The following is a 16419-nucleotide window of genomic DNA, read 5'->3' as shown; positions in this document are numbered from 1 at the left end:
CGTGAGAAAGGATGGTTTTTATTGACTTCATTTTTGTAAAAAGGAAGAAAAAATGCAGGCAAGTTCAGGAAACAAAAGAGAAGAAAAGATATTTATCCATAAAGATAAAATCAAGGTAGGCATGCAACTTGGTCAAAGCATTAAAGACTCCATGGGAAGAGTAATGATTGAAAATGGAGTATTTTTGGATGATTATCAAATTCGTTATATCAAAGAAAAGATGTATCCGGGGATTTATACATACAGAGATATAGATAACAGTAGGATCCCCATTCCGGAAGCAACCAAAAAAATTATTCGAAAGAACAGGAAGCCGGATAGAGCAAAGATATGGCTTTCTACAGAGGTAAAGCGCCAACTGGAAACCAGAATGGAACATATCTTCGGCCATACGGAAGACGCAGACTTTACCTCGAGCTCTTTGGATATTTTTAAGGAGCTGGAAGCTGCTATTTTTAAAAATGATGCAGTGGCGATTGATGTGAATTTGATAAAAGTCAGTGATGAGTATACCTTTAAACATAGTGTGGATGTTGCGGCCATTGCCATGATGATTGGAAGAGAGTACGGATTATCCAGAGATGGAATCCATCAGCTGGGTATTGCGGGCTTACTTCATGATGTTGGAAAAGCCAAGATTCCGAATGAAATACTAAATAAGCCGGGAAAACTGACAGACGAAGAATTTGAGATTATTAAAAATCACAGTCTTTATGGCTTTGAAATACTAAAAGAAAAAAATTGCTTTTCTCCACTCATTTTGGACGGTGTTTTGCATCATCATGAAAAAATGAATGGAACCGGTTATCCGGATTGTTTGAAAGATGAACAGATTTCTCTTTTTTCAAAAATCCTTTCGGTTGCGGATATCTATGATGCCTTGGTAACAAAACGTCCTTACAAAGGACCAATCAGTGGAAGACAGGCTTTGGAAATGGTACTGGCTCTTGGAGAAGAGTTGGATAATAAGGTGATTCAAAGCTTTGTGGAAAGTGTCATTTTGTATCCTGTGGACTCCATCGTGGAACTATCCAACGGAGAGATGGCTAAAGTTGTGGAAAATAACAAGCGTTATCCGATGCGTCCGAAGGTTGTAGAGATTCAGACAGGAAAGATTTATGACCTTTGCAATGACCATCGTTATAACAACATTGTTGTTTTATAAAACCAAAAAAACAAGGAGAACAAAGAGTATGAAGAACAGAATTTTGACATTTGTGGGAGCTGTATGTATTTTAAGCACTCTCATGATCGGAACGGCATTTGCCGGCGGTTGGAGACTGGGAAGTAAGGGCTGGTGGTATGACCTTGATAACGGTCAGTATTATTCCAACGGCTGGCAATGGATAGATGGAAATGGAGACGGTCAGGCCGAGTGCTATTACTTTGATCAATCCGGCTGGATGTTATCCAATACGATTACTCCGGATAGCTTTACCGTAGATGTCAATGGGGCATGGACTGTAAGTGGAACTGTACAGATAAAGCAGGTACAGCTGACCAATGTGGGACAGCAGAATCAAACAAATGGGAACGGAGAATTCTTAAATCTGGAAGGAATTGATGATCCGACCGGTGCCTATGATGAAGATAATACCGCGGTTATCCGGACACGTAAGGGCGGTCTTTTTATTATGGTGCAAAAGGGGGATGGGGATGCCTACATTTATCCCAAAACCCGAATTGATAAAAATAAATACTACTCTATCTTCGATCCGAACACAATCGTGGAATTCAATGGAAAGAACTTAACGATGAGTTCCATTGATCCGCAAAATAGATGGAGCCATACCTGGACCTGGCAACGTCGTGATTTAAACGGCATTATTGATAGCAAGGAAATAGCCGATTATTGGGGTCTTGTTTTAGAAAATGGTCAGTATATCTATGTAGATTAAGCCTTTTGACAAGGAAGGATTACAGATGTATAGCAGGACAGTTACAGATTATTTAGACAGGAGCGTAGAACGGTTTCCGAACAAGATAGCTGTGCAGGACAGTAAACGCTCTTTGAGCTTTATGGAAGTACAAAAGGAAGCAATGCAGCTTGCGAGCTTCCTTTCCTCTAAGAAGCTCTTTAAAAAGCCGATAGCCATTTTTTTGGAGAAAAGCACAGAGTGCTTTTCTTCTATTTTTGGTGTAGCTTATAGTGGGAACTATTACACAATCATTGATGTGAAAATGCCGGCGGAACGGATTCAAAGAATTTTGAACATTCTGTCCCCCGAGATGATTATCACGGATGAGGCGCATAAAAAACTGCCGGATTCCTTTACGGGGAGTTTTAAGACTGTTACGATAGAAGAAATTCATGCTACGGAAGCGAAATTTGAAAAAATAAAGGAAATCGAAAAGCATATTATTGATACGGATATCCTGTATGTTCTTTTTACTTCCGGTTCCACAGGGGATCCCAAAGGAGTTATCATTTCTCATCGAAATGTCATTTGCTATATGGAATGGAGTAAGAAGGCCTTCCACTTTGACCAATATACGGTTTTTGGAAACCAAACACCATTTTATTTCAGTATGTCGGTTTTGGATATTTTTCAAACGGTTTGCGTCGGCGCCCGCTTGGTTTTAATACCGCCTCAGAAGTTTATTATGCCGGGAGAACTTTTAAATCTGATTGAAAAAGAACAGATTAATACTCTTTATTGGGTTCCTTCTGCCCTTTGTCTTCTGGCAAATCTCGGTGCCTTAGATAAGGATAAGCTGAAAAGTATAGAGAAGGTTCTTTTTGCGGGAGAAGTTATGCCGGCAAAACAGCTCAATATGTGGAGAAGGGCTCTCCCGAATGTGATGTATGCCAATCTTTACGGACCGACGGAAGCGACGGATATCTGTACTTATTATATTATTGATCGAGAGATAGAGGACGATGAAACAATCCCCATAGGAAGGTCTGCAGAAAATATGGATTCCTTCATTATTAAGGATAATGGAACTTTAGCAGAGGGAATGGAAGAAGGAGAACTTTTGGTTCGTGGCTCTTCTTTAGCCTACGGTTACTATAACAATCCAAAGAAAACGGAAGAAGCTTTTGTGCAGAATCCGCTCCAATCCGCTTACCGGGAAATCGTCTACCGTACCGGAGATTTGGTACACTATAATGAACGTGGGGAATTGATTTTTATTTCCAGAAAAGACTTCCAGATTAAATTCATGGGATATCGCATCGAGCTGGGAGAAATCGAAGCAGCAGCTTCCTCTCTGATACAAGTTGACAGAGTCTGCTGTGTGTATGATACGGAGAAGTCAGAAATTGTTCTTTTTTATACAGGAAAGATGGAAGGCAGTCAAGTAGAAGGGGCTTTACGGAATAAGCTTCCAAATTATATGTTGCCGAGACGTTATATTAAGCTGGTGAGTATGCCTCTGAATTTAAATGGGAAAATAGATCGTAAGCAACTAAAACAACAGATGTACATGCGTTCTTCCGGATAAAAGATTTCGTAGGAAAAATGATAAGAGTTTTTGTCTATTCCACACAGGATACTCATAAAGAAAAAGCACTCGGGCAAAATCGTTCCGAGTGCTTTTTTTGAATCTGTTCTTATTATTTTGCAAGATAAAGGTATTCTATTCCATCTACAACATTGTTAGTCGTAAAAATATTCAACTCGGAATTTCCGAGACTGTAGATATATACCCCCTTGTTCTCCTTACAATCTTTCCCGTATATCCTTAGCACATCCTCTTTACTGGATCCGATACTGATTCCCTCAGGAGTAGAGACAGTCTTGTCCAGAATATAGACGGAAGAAATAATATCTGTACCCTTATCCTGGATAGTGGAAACTTCAAAACCTTTATAACTATAGGTTTTCAACTTTCCCTGACAGGCACAGCTATTTACTTCCGATTCTTTTTCCGCCTTTCCAAGTGCAGTAAGAATATCTTTTGCGGCAGCACCCATATTTACAGCTGTATTTCCGCTTTTGAAGCTGTACTCTTTCGGTTTACTTTCTTCTTGAGCAAGTTTTTTTGCCTGCGGCTGTTGCTTCCCTGCGTAAGCCGCGATAGACATACTGAAGATACTGATACCCAGTACCAAAGCCATTGTTAGCATCCTGCTAATTTTTTTCATGAATAAAGCCTCCTTATGGTTCATCTGAAAATTGTTTGAGATATCCATATTCCGAAAATTCCCGTTCCTGCTCATCGCGAGCCTTTTCGTAATACTCTACTTTTTCTGCCCAGATTTTCTGTAACACTTCCTCTCCTCTGTGATCCGGAAGAGCATAATTTTTTATCAAATCCTTGCCCAGAAAATCGGATAACTTTTCTGCTCCATAAATATTCATATGGAGCCCTCCGTCGTAACTGTCATGCTGAAAATCGAGACCTATCTCCGGAATGCAATCAATGGCATTCAGATAATGGAGCCTATGCTTTAAGGCATAGTTTCGGATTTGTAAATCCCACTCCTCATACCAGCTCGGATAAAGGGAAGGCGCTTTCATCAGCATAAGGGAAATGCCTTTTTCTTCACACAGTTTTCGTATTTTATCCAAGTACTCCATGCAGACGGGGTCAAAGTTATAATCGATTATCCTCCGTTCTCTGGGAAACTCCATTAAAGGACGCACATCTGCACGAAGATAGTATCCGTTATGAGAAACTCTCTTTTTTTGAAAAAAATAACGAAAATCGTCCGCTTCCAGTTCCTTCCAACGGGAATGAAAACGGAACAAGGGAAAAAGGTAGTCGAGGAAATGTTCTCCTTCCATTGCACTTGCGCGGTAGGCCATTATTTTATCCATGCTCCATCGCATTCCGTCTAAAACCATTCGGTTATAGCTTTCATTTGTCTGCGCAGGGTATTGCATGGCTGCAATGCTTAAAATCACCAGCTTGGGAGTTTCCGTCTTTAAGCTGTCACGGAGAAGATAGTAGGACTGTGAAAGCAGTTGGGACGCATTTCCGCGAATGTAGCTTGTGATTCCGTAGTTTTTCCATAGCGTAATCGGGGAAATGTTTTCATAGGCTTCGCAGTCCCCAAGAATCAGTACATCATGAGGACTGATTTCCTGATAATATTCTTCCGTAAAATTTCCTTCTACAACCCTCCCCATATACTTCGGCACAAATAGCCTTTGCAAGAAGTAGAGAATCAAAAAAAATATCACAGGGTATATAAGATAGGAAATGTATTTTTTACGCTTTATCTTTTCTCCCCCCATGTTTTCCACACTCATGTTCTCCCCCTTTTTTTAAAATTGATTGTAAATAAAGCTGCCGGCATCATAGCCCTGTCCATATATTCCTAAAAGAAGTACGGAAAGGAAGAGTAAAAAATACAAAGTAAAACGAAGTGCTTCGGGCTTTTTGGAAAGCCTTTCCCTGACGCTTCCCTTTCTTTGCAAAAGACTGATATAGAGCATCAAGAGTACTCCAAGGAATACCACAATCCAATCGGATAGACTTAAGCCTAAAGTGCTAAAACGTTCATCATATAAGTCCTGTATATGAAAGTTTGTCAGCATATTGAAAGACATACGGAAAACATTTACAAAAGAGTAGTATTCAAACATTTCGATAAAAGAGAACAAAAGAAAGGTTCGAATCACTTGAAAAGCATCATAAACTCTTCCTCTGCACTTGGGAAAATGTTTGTGAAAGGCTCTATAGAGCGGTGTCATTTCCTGAGAAAGCAAAATGACAAAGCAGTTTACCAGCCCCCATGCAATGTATTTCCAAGACGCTCCATGCCATAAGCCGGTAATAAACCACACGGAAATGGAGGCGACATAAATTGGAAAGCGGGAAGCTAAAAAGGGCAGTTTTTTAGAGGAGAAAAAGTTCATTCCGGAAATACAGAAGCGACTTCCTGAAAGCGGGTAGAAAATATAATCTCTAAACCACTGCATAAGCGTCATATGCCATCTTCTCCAAAATTCTGCCAAAGACTTGGAGAAGAAAGGGCGATTAAAATTTTCCGGAAGACAGATTCCGAGAAGCTCTGCACTTCCCAGTACAATATCCATTCCTCCTGAAAAGTCGGCATACATCTGAAGTGTGAATCCAATCATCCCTACCAGAACGTAGATTCCGTTAAAGGTCTCCGGATCGGAAGTAATGAGTGAAATGGCAATCGACAGTCTATCGGCAATGACCAGTTTTTTGAAAAATCCCCAAAGTATGCGAGATGCTCCAAAACGAATATTTTTAAAGTCAAAAGAATGTCCCGTAAACAATTCTTGGTTGAGTTCGCTATACCGACTGATTGGTCCAAAAGAAAGTTGCGGAAAAAAACACAAAAAAAGAGCAAAACGGGGAAGACTTTTTTCTGCTGAACTTTTTCCTCTGTAGAGGTCTATCAGATATCCCATTGCCTGAAAGGTATAGTAGGAGATTCCCAAGGGGAAAATCCAGTTCATCATAGAAAATTGCTGCTCGCTTCCGTTTTGATAGAGAAGAGCATTTACGTTTTCGATCACAAAATTGGTATATTTTAGGATGGCTAAAATGCCAAAATTAAAGAAGAGTCCTATAAGGAGGATTCGACCTTGTTTTTTCTTTAATTCTTTTTTTAGACGTTTTTTTTCTTTGTTTTCCAAGACTTCTGTATGAAGCTTGTATTTTGTCTCTTCCGCCATGCAATCAATCCATTTTCCTAAGAAAAAAGTACTGAGTGTTGTCAGTAAAATAAAGACAATATAAAAGGAAGTTCCGCTAAACAGATAAAATACAAAACTTGCAAAAAGCAGAACTTTCCAGCGAGAAGCTTCCGCTGTGAAATAATACAGCGGAAGCAACAATGCCCAAAATATAAAATAATGCTGAGAAACAATAGACATATTATTCTTCGTCTTCCAGTTTTTGAATTAAACGATACATAGCTTTAGCAGAGTTGAAATTTTCCGGAACCATTTCCTCCGGCGGTATAGACAGGTCGAATTTTTGCATTATCTGCGTCATAATCATGACCATATCCATAGAATCGAGGGTGCCATTACCGATTAAATCCTCACAATGCTCAAAGTCCACATTGGGACGAACACTTTTTAAAATTTCTAAAAGCTCTTCCATCGCTCTCCTCCTTATGGTGTTCTGGGATAAAGAGACGCATCAAAATGGAAACAGCCCTTATGCCGGTTTGAAAATGCATTCATCTGTGCATCAGTCCAAAGGCAATAATATCCGCCTACAGAACGCGGAGTAGTATCAAAGTGATACCAGTTTCCGTCTACCCTAACCAGATTCCAATAATGATCTGCATCTGTACTGCGAATCACTTCTATACTGGGGATTCCCGCCCGAGAAAGAAGCGCATTGGCTGCGGAATAAAAAGAAAAGCAGTCTCCATGATGACTTCTTAGGCTTCTATAGGCTTCACTGGGCCAGTCACGGCTCGCGGAATGACCTGCGTAGCGGAAGTTTCCGCGTACCCATGCATAAATGGCTTCCGCCTTTTGTCTCTCCGACATGGCTGCGTTTGTAATTCTGGACAAAATGTCGTCAGCAATGGCATCTACCTGACGATGAATATCCGATTTTTCTTCTTCCGGAATTATGTTGTTGGGCTGCTTTACGCCCTCCGGTAAGTCAAAGACCTGTACTTCAGTCAGACACTGTCCGTCGTCGGAAAATTGGTAGTCTCTTCCTTCAATGGTAAGACTTGTATTTTTTACCATAGCACCGCTTTCGTTTAGATAGTAGCGGGCTCCATTATCGTTTATCCATCCGGTTTGCATATAGCCGCGGTCGTCGAAATGATACCATTCTCCTTCGACCTGCTTCCATTCGTTCTGCGCATATCCGCCATTAGGCTGTGGCATCCACCATCCGACTTCATCCTGCTTCCAGCGTTCAACTCCCGGACCGCTTGTAGCGTCAGAATTTTCTTCCCCGTAAGCGGTGAAGGGAAGAGAAAAAAAGAGCAATACTGCTATTGAAAAAATCCATCTGTTTTGTTTCAACTCCTTTGCCTCCTTGCACTTTTCCTGTTTCCTTATATAAACAGAGTAAAACTTCATCTTTTTGTTTATCGACTTGTAAGAATGAGAATATAACTTAAAAGGATAAAAATTCTTATTTTGAGTCATGAGAACGTAGAAAATAGAAGGAATACAAAAACCTTGGAATCCCTTCTGTGAGAATCCCTTTTCTCTTGTTATGCATCTCTATCTATTGTAAAATGTTGCAAGAGCAAATTGCGGATAGTTTATCCTGTCCGTGATGAGTGGCGTGTGTATATTCCGGGATATTTTTCATCATAGAGAGTAAGAGTATAGTGTAAATCAATGGGTTTAGAGAGCAGGAGTGTGCTTTGGAAAATATTGTTGTAAAAGATGTGTCTTATCAATACACGAGGCGAAATGAAAATGATGAGGTAATTGAAACCTTGTCTGCTCTTTCCGCACTCAATTTTTCGATAGAGGAAGGGAGTTTCGTCTGTATTCTGGGGCATAACGGATCCGGAAAATCGACTTTGGCGAAGCTTTTCAATGCCTTGCAGCTTCCGACGGAAGGTACGATTCTGGTTTCCGGAATGGACAGTCGGGAGGAGAAGAACATTTTCCCGATCAGAAGAGAAGTGGGGATGGTCTTTCAGAATCCGGATAATCAGATTATTGCATCCGTGGTGGAAGAGGATGTCGGATTCGGGCCGGAAAATATCGGGCTTCCCACTGATGAAATCTGGCAGAGGGTAAACAACGCCCTCTCCGCTGTGCATATGGAGGCCTACAGACTAAAGTCTCCGAACCACTTGTCCGGCGGACAGAAGCAGCGTGTAGCAATTGCAGGAACTCTTGCCATGGAGCCAAAGACTATTGTGCTCGATGAGCCGACCGCTATGCTCGATCCGAGCGGAAGAAAAGAGGTTTTGGAATCGGTATTAGAGCTGAAGCGGAAGAAGGGCATCAGCATTATTTTGATTACGCACTATATGGAGGAGGCGGTTGATGCGGACCGGATTCTCCTTATGGACAGCGGAAAGCTTGTTATGGACGGAAGTCCCCGTGAGGTTTTCCAAAATGTGGAGCGCTTAAAGGAATATCGCATGGATGTGCCGCTGATTACGGAGCTTGCGCACAAGTTGCAAAAAAAGGGCTTTCCGATAGAGAAGACCATTCTAAAAAAAGAGGAGCTGGAGGAAGAGCTCCTTAAGCTAAAGGAAGAAGGATTTTCTCTGCAAGAAAGCTTTACGGTGTCGGAGCTCCCGGGTTTGTCGGAACCTTCTTCCGAGAAGCAGCATTTGGATATGGCATCGGTTTTGCAGGGGATTTCCCGAAAAGAGCAAGAATCAAAGCCGGAAAAAGAAGCAGATATACAGGAAGAAGCAGACGTACAGAAAGATGCAGACATACAGAAAGATGCAGATATAAAAGGTGAGAAGCCTGAGGCAGGCGACTATATCGTGGAAGCGGAACACCTTTCCGCAATTTTCCAGGAGGGCACGGCTATGGAAAGCTTTGCCCTAAAGGATTTAAGCATGAAAATACGGCGGGGAAGTCTCACCGCGGTAATCGGGCACACCGGCTCGGGAAAGTCTACGCTGGTGCAGCATTTAAACGGGCTCATTAAGGCGAAGTCGGGAGAGATTTTCGTTTCCTTCCGGGAGAATCCGCCCCTCGTGAAGAGTGGGAAATCCTTCCTCTTTTTCAAGGGGAAGAAGACGGTCATAGAAAAAAAGGGAAGACTTTCTCTTTCGGAGGAAGGCTTTGATTATCGTGCGCTCCGCTTTAAGGTAGGGCTTGTTTTCCAGTACCCGGAGTATCAGCTTTTTGAGGAAACGGTCCTCGCGGATGTGATGTTCGGCCCCCTAAATCAGGGAAAGACGAGGGAAGATGCGGAAGCTCTTGCGAAAGATGCCTTGGCGAGTCTCGGAATCGGAGAAGAGCTCTATGCAAAATCTCCTTTTGAACTTTCCGGAGGGCAGAAGAGGAAGGTCGCCATTGCGGGCGTACTTGCTATGGGACCGGAGCTGCTCATTTTGGACGAGCCGACAGCCGGGCTTGATCCTGCAGGAAGAGACGAACTTTTTGAAGAAATTGCAGGGCTTCGGAAAAACTATGCGATGACCATTCTTCTCGTTTCCCACTCCATGGATGATGTGGCGCGTTATGCCGACGAGGTTTTGGTTTTGCATCAGGGAGAACTGAAGATGGAAGGCACGGTAGAGGAAGTATTTTCCAAGAAGGAAGAGCTGGAAGGCATGGGACTTGGACTTCCGCAGATTCGCGCGCTTCTTTTTGACTTGCAGAAAAATGGTTTAGATATACAACTTGGAAATACCGTGGAGGAGGCAGTCTCTGCCCTTTCCCACTATTTTATAGAAGAAAAGAGGAAGGGGGTAAGCCATGCTTAGAGAAATAACCTTAGGGCAGTATTATCCCGTAGACTCCTTTATTCATAGACTCGATCCGAGAGTAAAACTTGCCGGTACCTTCTTGTTTTTAATTGCACTTTTCATTGTGAATTCCTGGACGGCCTACGCAGTGCTTGCTCTTGTGCTTTTCGGCTTTATTCTTTTATCGAAGGTGCCCTTCTCCTTTATGGTGAGAGGCTTAAAGAGCGTGCTGTTCTTACTCTTGCTTTCCGTGAGCTTTAATCTTTTTCTCACACCGGGAGAAGAATTGTTCCGGATTTTTTTCTTGAAAATGACCAAGGAAGGCCTGCAAATTGCAAGCATGATGGCGATTCGTCTTGTGATGCTGGTACTTTCGAGTTCCATTTTGACTTTAACAACAACGCCGAATGCTCTTACAGACGGCATGGAAAAGGGACTGGGAATCTTCAAACTCTTCCATTTTCCGGTACATGAAATTGCGATGATGATGTCGATTGCTCTTCGTTTTATCCCGATTTTGGTGGAAGAGACGGATAAGATTATGAAAGCGCAGATGGCAAGAGGCGCAGACTTTGAAAGCGGCAGCATTTTCGATAGAGCAAAGGCTATGGTGCCTATCCTTGTACCCCTTTTTGTCTCCGCCTTCCGAAGAGCCTATGACCTTGCGATGGCTATGGAGGCGCGCTGCTATCAGGGAGGAGAGGGAAGGACCAAGATGAAGCCCCTTCGCTATACCGGGGCGGACTACCTATCTTATCTTGTATTGTTTTTAATTTTGGGGCTGGCTATCGGAAGTCGATTTATCAGTCTTCCCTAAGTGGGATGTGATGAGATAGAGTTATGATTGGAGTAAACGATCTGCTAGGGATAAGCATAATCAATAGATCATAAGAAAGAGGTGCGTCTTGCATCGTTTTGTATTGAAACTGGCCTATGAGGGCACAAATTATCATGGATTTCAGAGGCAAGAGGAGCTTCGGACGGTCTCGGGAGAGGTAGAGGAAGTGCTTTCACGTCTTTTCCCGGGGGAGTGCCAAAACTTTATCGGGGCGAGCCGGACAGACCAAGGAGTCCATGCTCTGGGAAATATTCTTTCCTTCGATACGGAAGCGGAGCGGAATCCCGAAAACTATGAGAGAGCATTAAACAGTTATCTTCCGGAAGATATTCGTGTTCTTTCCGCTTGGAAAAAGACGGAGGATTTTCACCCTCGTTTTACGGCACATACGAAGGAATATCGCTACAGTATAGATAGGGCGCGTGTGGAAAATCCGCTCTATCAAAGGCTGTACTACCATTACACTTTTCCTCTTGATTTAGCGATAATTCGAGAGGGAATCGAAATTTTAAAAGGAGAACACGACTTCACTTCCTTTGCGAACCCCAAGGCGCAGACCCTCTTACAGGGAGGCTCGGCGGTACGCTGTATCACGGATTTTCGCCTTGAAGAGGAGGGAGAGTATCTGCATTTTACGGTAAAGGGAAATGGTTTTCTCTATCACATGATTCGCATCCTTTGCGGAACACTCTTGGAAGTCGGAAGAGGAAGGATTTCACCTTCTGCTCTTTCCGAGATTCTTGCCGGAAAAGACAGACGCCTTGCCGGCCCGACAGCTCCTGCGAAAGGGCTTTGTCTTATCCATTTAGACTATGGCGATGCTTTGTAAGTGAAAAAGCTCAATATTATCATGGATATCTTCCTCATTTTAGATATCATTTTGATAAATATCCCTCCTATGCCCTATTCCCAATACTAAAACAATAACTTTCTCCTCCTGAATTTCTGCAATGATTCTATAATCCCCTACTCTATATCTCCATTGTCCGCTTCTATTGGCTGTTAATCCCTTTCCATGCTTTCTGGGATCTTCACAGCCTTCTAAGTTTTTTCTAAGCCAGGCAATGATAAGAGAAGCTGTGTACTTGTCCAGCTTTTTCATCTGCTTTAATGCTTTATCGGAAAATACAATTCTAAAACTCATTGTAAGCCCAGTTCTTTCTCTACCTCATCAAGAGTATAGGTAATAGGATTTTCCTTATATTCCGCTAAAGCTTCTTCATAGGCCTGCAAATCATATTCCTCTTCAATATGTTCAAGAACTGAGCGTCTAACCAATTCTGAAATACTAATTCCATTCATTTCCGCATATTTTTTGAAAAGCACAGAGTCTGTTTCACTTAATCTAAAAGAAATCGTCATCCTATCCCTCCTTTCATGTGCAATATATTGTATTACATATTGTATAATGCGTCAATTTCCTCTGCTATCCTAAATGAAGCCACAATAAAAAGTAGGCCCTTCTGTTCCAGTCTGAAGCTGTAGCAGTTTGTAATGATGTACCTTCTGAGAGAGGATTCCAGATTGCAAAGGATAGGCATGGCATTTCATTGCCTTTTCACCCGCTAAGGGATATACTGACAAGGATTTATTGTATATTTCTTTAGGAGAAAATTTTTGAATACTATAGTGATAAAAGATTGCACTTACAAATACATACGAAGGAATGAAATTGATGAGGTAGTGGAGAAACTTTCCGCTATTTCTCCTTTGGATTCCATGATGGAATAGGGAAGCTTTGTCTGTGTGCCTGGCCATAACGGTTCCGGAAAATCCGCTCGGACAAAGCTTTTTATTGCTTTATAGAGTAAGAGTAAAATAGGAAAAGATTAGGAGGAAGTAGTAGATGAAGAAAAGACTGGCGGACTACATTGCGGAAAAACTGGTGGAAGCGGGGATTTGCCGCTCCTTCTCCGTCGTAGGAGGAGGCGCAATGCACTTAAATGATGCGCTTGGACACAATAAGGGAATTCAAACCCTTTACCAGCATCATGAGCAGGCCTGTGCTATGGCGGCCGAAAGCTATGCCAGAATTCACAATGTTCCGGCCCTACTTTGTGTGACCTCCGGTCCCGGCGGAACGAATACCATTACCGGTGTTTTGGGAGCATACTTGGACTCCCTTCCCATGATTGTCCTCTCCGGACAGGTGCGGCATGACAATACTGCCCGCTGGTCCGGAAGAGCGCTTCGTGCCATGGGAGATCAGGAATTTGATATCCTGCAGTCCGTATCCTGCATGTGCAAATACAGCGAGATGCTGATTGACCCGTACCGCGTGCGCTATGCCATTGAAAAGGCGATTTACCTAAGCCAGACCGGTCGTCCCGGTCCCTGTTGGCTGGATATTCCTGTGGATGTACAAGGCTGCACCATTGAAACTGAGGATTTACTGGGCTTTGATGTTTCCGATTTTGAGAATGGAGGAGACGGCTGGGAAAAGAGAGCCGTGGAGAACAAGTATCCGGAGTTTGCAACTGCGTGCCGAAAGTATTTTTCGGATGAGGAAGAAAAGAAGGCCCTCCATGCACTGTATACGAAAAAAGAAAATCCGCATGTTTTAGCGGAGGATTTAGGAGGACAGGAGGACCATGGCTTCACCGAGTGGAAGGATTTCCTTCCCCTTGCCAAGCAGGTCTTAGAGAAAATTAGAGCAAGTAAGCGCCCCATTTTCTATACCGGAAACGGGGTTCGCATTGCCGGAGCGGAGACGATGTTCTTAGAGCTTTCCGAAAAGCTCGGCATCCCCGTAGTGCTCGGCTGGAATGCGCCGGACATTTTCCCGACAAAGCACCCCTTAAATGCGGGACGCCCCGGAGGACGAGGCGACAGACCCGGAAACCTTGCCGTACAAAATGCAGACTGCATCTTAAGTATCGGATCGAGACTGAATATCCGTCAGGTGGGCTATTCCTTCCGTGACTGGGCGCCCGAAGCCTATGTGATGCAGAACGATATTGATAAGGAAGAGATTGCAAAGCCCTCCGTGCACTGCGATTTACAGCTTCACGGCGACGCCAAGGCTTTGATTCGCGCACTGCTTGAGCTCTTAAAGGAAGAAAAGAGTCTTCCCCTCTTTAAGGGCGGAGAAGGAATAGTTCGTGAGGAAGCTCGGAAGTTCATTCGGGAAAAGGCGGCAGAGGCCGTGTTGGAAGAGGATAAGAGCGAGCGTCTCACTTGGCTTGATACCGTGCGCTTCTACCAAGCAAATTATCCCACGATTCTTCCCGAATACCGTTCGGAAGAGACTGCGGAGTGCAATGTCTATGCTTTAGTCGAGAAGCTTTCGGAAAGAGCGGAGGAAGACCAGATTACCGTTGTAGGAAACGGCTCTCCCTGCGTTGCCGGCGGACAGAGCTATATCATAAAAAAAGGAACCCGCTTCATCAGTCAGGACGGTGTAGCGTCCATGGGATACGGACTTCCTGCCGGAATCGGTGCCTACTATGCGGCAATTGATTTCACAAAGGCTGAGGAGGAAAAATTAAAGCAGGCTCCGTACTGGCAGGGGAAGGAAGAAAGCTACCCGCCTTATCGGGAAAAGGATATCATCGTTTTAACCGGAGACGGCTCTATTCAGATGAATCTGCAGGAGCTTCAGACGATTATTCACCACAAGATGCCGCTGAAGATTTTTGTGGTAAATAACGGCGGTTATCATTCCATTCGTCAGACCCAGAACAGCTTCTTCGGAAAGCCTCTGGTGGGAATCGGTGTAGACTCCGGTATGGAGGGAGAGGGAACGGACCTTTCTTTCCCAAGCTTAGAGAGGCTCGCGCATGCCTACGGCTACCCCTATGTTTCCATTCACAGCAATAAAGAACTTTCCGAGGGAATCGAGAAGACCTTGAAAGTGGAGGGACCGGTGCTTTGCGAAGTCTTTGTAAGCCTTACGCAGCAGTTCCTGCCGAAGTCCAGTGCAAAGCGGGATAAGGAAGGAAATCTTTTCAGCCCGCCCTTACAGGACATGGATCCCTTCCTTCCGGATGAGGAAATGGAAATGCTTATGCTCCTAAAGAAGAGGCAGTAAATGCGGATACTGATCAGCGGGATTACAAGCTTCCTCGGAATAAGTACAGGAAAAGCGCTTTTAAAAAAGGGACATGAAGTCTACGGGATTTTGCGTCCGGAGAGTCGGAATAAAGAAAGACTTAAGGGAGAGAAGGGAATGCAACTTCTCTCCCTTAACATGGAAAGCTTTCTTCTTTGGGAGAAAGAAAAGGGGAGAGAAGCGGAATATAACAACAGTACTACGGAAGCCGGCATCAATACAGAAAGATGCATCACTACGGAAAGAGGCATTACTACAGAAAATAATAGTACTACGGATAGTCATGCTATTTATAAAAGCATTAGTCTGCCTTCCTTGGCGAAGCTCCACTTTGACACGGTTCTGCATTTTGCCTGGGACGGTGTCGGCTCCTTGGGGCGTTCGGATCTTGTGACGCAGGAAAAAAATCTTGCCATGAGCAAGGCCTTTTTTTCCTGGGCTAAGGCACATGGTGTAAAACGCTTTTTCTTTGCGGGATCACAGGCGGAAATGGGGAGAGGAACAAGAGAAGAGCCTCTTCCGGCAAGTCCCTACGGAGAGAAGAAGCTCGCCTTTTCCGAATACGGACTGAAAAACCACGGGAAGATGGAATTTATCGACCTTCGAATTTATTCTATCTACGGAAAAGGAGATCATGAAAGAAGTCTTGTAAAGACGCTTGTGAGAAATACCTTAAGAGGCATGGAGACGGAGCTCGGAAGCGGAAATAAGATTTGGAATTTTATGGCAGAGGAAGACTTCGGGCGAGCAATGGCCTTTCTTACGGACTTGGACGTTCCGACGAGGAAGGGAGAAAGCAGAAGTCAGAGAAGTAGTAAATCGGAGGGCGAAAACCCGGAAAGAGAGAATGCAGATTTGGAAATCGAGTATAAGGAGAAGCTGCTTGAGTCAGGGTTGTTCGGACAGAATAAAGAATGCGGTAGCTTTACGATAGACATCTGTAGTAGAGAAAGCCGTCTCCTTTCCGACTATATCAAAGAAATCGAGCAAATCGGCTTCTCTTTCCTTAAGAAAAGGGGGATTAGGAAGAGCGGAGAAAGTCTCTTGCGCTTTGGCCTTCGTCCGCCCAATGTGGAGGGCGATTATGACTTTACGGCGCATACGAAAGAGCTTTCCGCGCTGGGATTTGAAGAGAGAGTCAGCTTTTCTTCCGGAATAGAAGAGTTATATGAATTTATTTATAAAGAGGAATTCCTGAAAGCGTAAAGCTACTGTTTCCGGAAAACAACA

General features: G+C 43.5%; 15 protein-coding genes. 8 read left to right on the top strand and 7 right to left on the bottom strand.

Annotated elements, in window-relative coordinates:
- The first annotated feature begins 52 nt into the window (after window positions 1-52).
- The 3 genes from HMPREF9625_RS03440 to HMPREF9625_RS03430 are packed head-to-tail and all read left to right on the top strand — an operon-like array spanning window position 53 to window position 3447.
- Window positions 53-1165, top strand: coding sequence for an HD-GYP domain-containing protein (locus HMPREF9625_RS03440; RefSeq protein ID WP_009535613.1), 1113 nt, complete (start codon window positions 53-55; stop codon window positions 1163-1165).
- Window positions 1166-1193: 28 nt separating this feature from the next.
- Window positions 1194-1898: a hypothetical protein gene (locus HMPREF9625_RS03435; protein WP_009535612.1), complete on the top strand. Its 705-nt coding sequence runs from the start codon at window positions 1194-1196 to the stop codon at window positions 1896-1898.
- A gap of 25 nt (window positions 1899-1923) precedes the next feature.
- Window positions 1924-3447: an amino acid adenylation domain-containing protein gene (locus tag HMPREF9625_RS03430; protein WP_009535611.1), complete on the top strand. Its 1524-nt coding sequence runs from the start codon at window positions 1924-1926 to the stop codon at window positions 3445-3447.
- A gap of 112 nt (window positions 3448-3559) precedes the next feature.
- On the opposite strand, the gene HMPREF9625_RS03425 is transcribed toward HMPREF9625_RS03430, so the two are convergent.
- The 5 genes from HMPREF9625_RS03425 to HMPREF9625_RS11365 are packed head-to-tail and all read right to left on the bottom strand — an operon-like array spanning window position 3560 to window position 7925.
- Entirely contained in the window at window positions 3560-4090 is a 531-nt protein-coding gene (locus tag HMPREF9625_RS03425; RefSeq protein ID WP_009535610.1) for a hypothetical protein, read from the bottom strand.
- Between the two features lie 13 nt (window positions 4091-4103).
- Window positions 4104-5201, bottom strand: coding sequence for a hypothetical protein (locus tag HMPREF9625_RS03420; protein ID WP_009535609.1), 1098 nt, complete (start codon window positions 5199-5201; stop codon window positions 4104-4106).
- Between the two features lie 15 nt (window positions 5202-5216).
- A complete protein-coding gene (locus HMPREF9625_RS03415) occupies window positions 5217-6803 on the bottom strand; it encodes an MBOAT family O-acyltransferase (RefSeq protein WP_009538177.1) in 1587 nt (528 codons plus the stop codon).
- Window position 6804: 1 nt separating this feature from the next.
- On the bottom strand, window positions 6805-7035 hold the full coding sequence (locus HMPREF9625_RS03410; protein WP_009535607.1) for a phosphopantetheine-binding protein: 231 nt from the start codon (window positions 7033-7035) through the stop codon (window positions 6805-6807).
- Window positions 7036-7046: 11 nt separating this feature from the next.
- On the bottom strand, window positions 7047-7925 hold the full coding sequence (locus tag HMPREF9625_RS11365; RefSeq protein ID WP_009535606.1) for a transglutaminase-like domain-containing protein: 879 nt from the start codon (window positions 7923-7925) through the stop codon (window positions 7047-7049).
- A 350-nt stretch (window positions 7926-8275) separates the two neighbouring features.
- On the opposite strand from HMPREF9625_RS11365, the gene HMPREF9625_RS03400 reads away from it, so the two are divergent.
- The 3 genes from HMPREF9625_RS03400 to truA all read left to right on the top strand — a co-directional run bounded on the left by HMPREF9625_RS03400 (window position 8276) and on the right by truA (window position 11967).
- On the top strand, window positions 8276-10318 hold the full coding sequence (locus tag HMPREF9625_RS03400) for an energy-coupling factor transporter ATPase (RefSeq protein ID WP_009535605.1): 2043 nt from the start codon (window positions 8276-8278) through the stop codon (window positions 10316-10318).
- Window positions 10311-11117 (top strand): energy-coupling factor transporter transmembrane component T family protein, encoded by an 807-nt coding sequence (locus HMPREF9625_RS03395; RefSeq protein ID WP_009535604.1) that lies wholly within the window; start codon window positions 10311-10313, stop codon window positions 11115-11117. Before HMPREF9625_RS03400 ends, HMPREF9625_RS03395 begins: the two co-directional genes overlap by 8 nt.
- Before the next feature lie 88 nt (window positions 11118-11205).
- Entirely contained in the window at window positions 11206-11967 is a 762-nt protein-coding gene (gene truA, locus HMPREF9625_RS03390) for a tRNA pseudouridine(38-40) synthase TruA (protein WP_009535603.1), read from the top strand.
- Between the two features lie 39 nt (window positions 11968-12006).
- Here the strand turns inward: truA and HMPREF9625_RS03385 are convergent, their stop codons facing one another.
- Window positions 12007-12282 (bottom strand): type II toxin-antitoxin system RelE family toxin, encoded by a 276-nt coding sequence (locus tag HMPREF9625_RS03385; RefSeq protein WP_009535602.1) that lies wholly within the window; start codon window positions 12280-12282, stop codon window positions 12007-12009.
- Window positions 12279-12500 carry a type II toxin-antitoxin system RelB family antitoxin gene (gene relB, locus HMPREF9625_RS03380; protein WP_009535601.1) on the bottom strand — a complete coding sequence of 74 codons (222 nt, stop codon included), beginning with the start codon at window positions 12498-12500 and terminating at the stop codon, window positions 12279-12281. The genes HMPREF9625_RS03385 and relB overlap by 4 nt, the downstream gene beginning before the upstream one ends.
- 484 nt (window positions 12501-12984) lie before the next feature.
- Here relB and HMPREF9625_RS03375 point away from each other — a divergent pair, with 484 nt between their 5' ends.
- Window positions 12985-15168, top strand: a complete 2184-nt coding sequence (locus HMPREF9625_RS03375) for a thiamine pyrophosphate-binding protein (protein ID WP_009535600.1) — start codon at window positions 12985-12987, stop codon at window positions 15166-15168.
- Complete coding sequence (locus HMPREF9625_RS03370; RefSeq protein WP_009535599.1) at window positions 15169-16395, top strand: NAD-dependent epimerase/dehydratase family protein; 1227 nt, start codon at window positions 15169-15171, stop codon at window positions 16393-16395.
- Window positions 16396-16419 lie beyond the last annotated feature (24 nt).

Source organism: Oribacterium parvum ACB1, assembly GCF_000238055.2.
GTDB classification, from domain to species: domain Bacteria; phylum Bacillota; class Clostridia; order Lachnospirales; family Lachnospiraceae; genus Oribacterium; species Oribacterium parvum.
This window is presented reverse-complemented; position numbering and strand designations above follow the sequence as displayed.

Excerpts from the sequence above, each read along its gene's own strand:
- HMPREF9625_RS03440 (WP_009535613.1), top strand. The coding sequence starts at position 53 with ATGCAGGCAAGTTCAGGAAACAAAAGAGAAGAAAAGATATTTATCCAT.
- HMPREF9625_RS03435 (WP_009535612.1), top strand. The coding sequence starts at position 1,194 with ATGAAGAACAGAATTTTGACATTTGTGGGAGCTGTATGTATTTTAAGC.
- HMPREF9625_RS03430 (WP_009535611.1), top strand. The coding sequence starts at position 1,924 with ATGTATAGCAGGACAGTTACAGATTATTTAGACAGGAGCGTAGAACGG.
- HMPREF9625_RS03425 (WP_009535610.1), bottom strand. The coding sequence starts at position 4,090 with ATGAAAAAAATTAGCAGGATGCTAACAATGGCTTTGGTACTGGGTATC.
- HMPREF9625_RS03420 (WP_009535609.1), bottom strand. The coding sequence starts at position 5,201 with ATGAGTGTGGAAAACATGGGGGGAGAAAAGATAAAGCGTAAAAAATAC.
- HMPREF9625_RS03415 (WP_009538177.1), bottom strand. The coding sequence starts at position 6,803 with ATGTCTATTGTTTCTCAGCATTATTTTATATTTTGGGCATTGTTGCTT.
- HMPREF9625_RS03410 (WP_009535607.1), bottom strand. The coding sequence starts at position 7,035 with ATGGAAGAGCTTTTAGAAATTTTAAAAAGTGTTCGTCCCAATGTGGAC.
- HMPREF9625_RS03395 (WP_009535604.1), top strand. The coding sequence starts at position 10,311 with ATGCTTAGAGAAATAACCTTAGGGCAGTATTATCCCGTAGACTCCTTT.
- HMPREF9625_RS03385 (WP_009535602.1), bottom strand. The coding sequence starts at position 12,282 with ATGAGTTTTAGAATTGTATTTTCCGATAAAGCATTAAAGCAGATGAAA.
- relB (WP_009535601.1), bottom strand. The coding sequence starts at position 12,500 with ATGACGATTTCTTTTAGATTAAGTGAAACAGACTCTGTGCTTTTCAAA.
- HMPREF9625_RS03375 (WP_009535600.1), top strand. The coding sequence starts at position 12,985 with ATGAAGAAAAGACTGGCGGACTACATTGCGGAAAAACTGGTGGAAGCG.
- HMPREF9625_RS03370 (WP_009535599.1), top strand. The coding sequence starts at position 15,169 with ATGCGGATACTGATCAGCGGGATTACAAGCTTCCTCGGAATAAGTACA.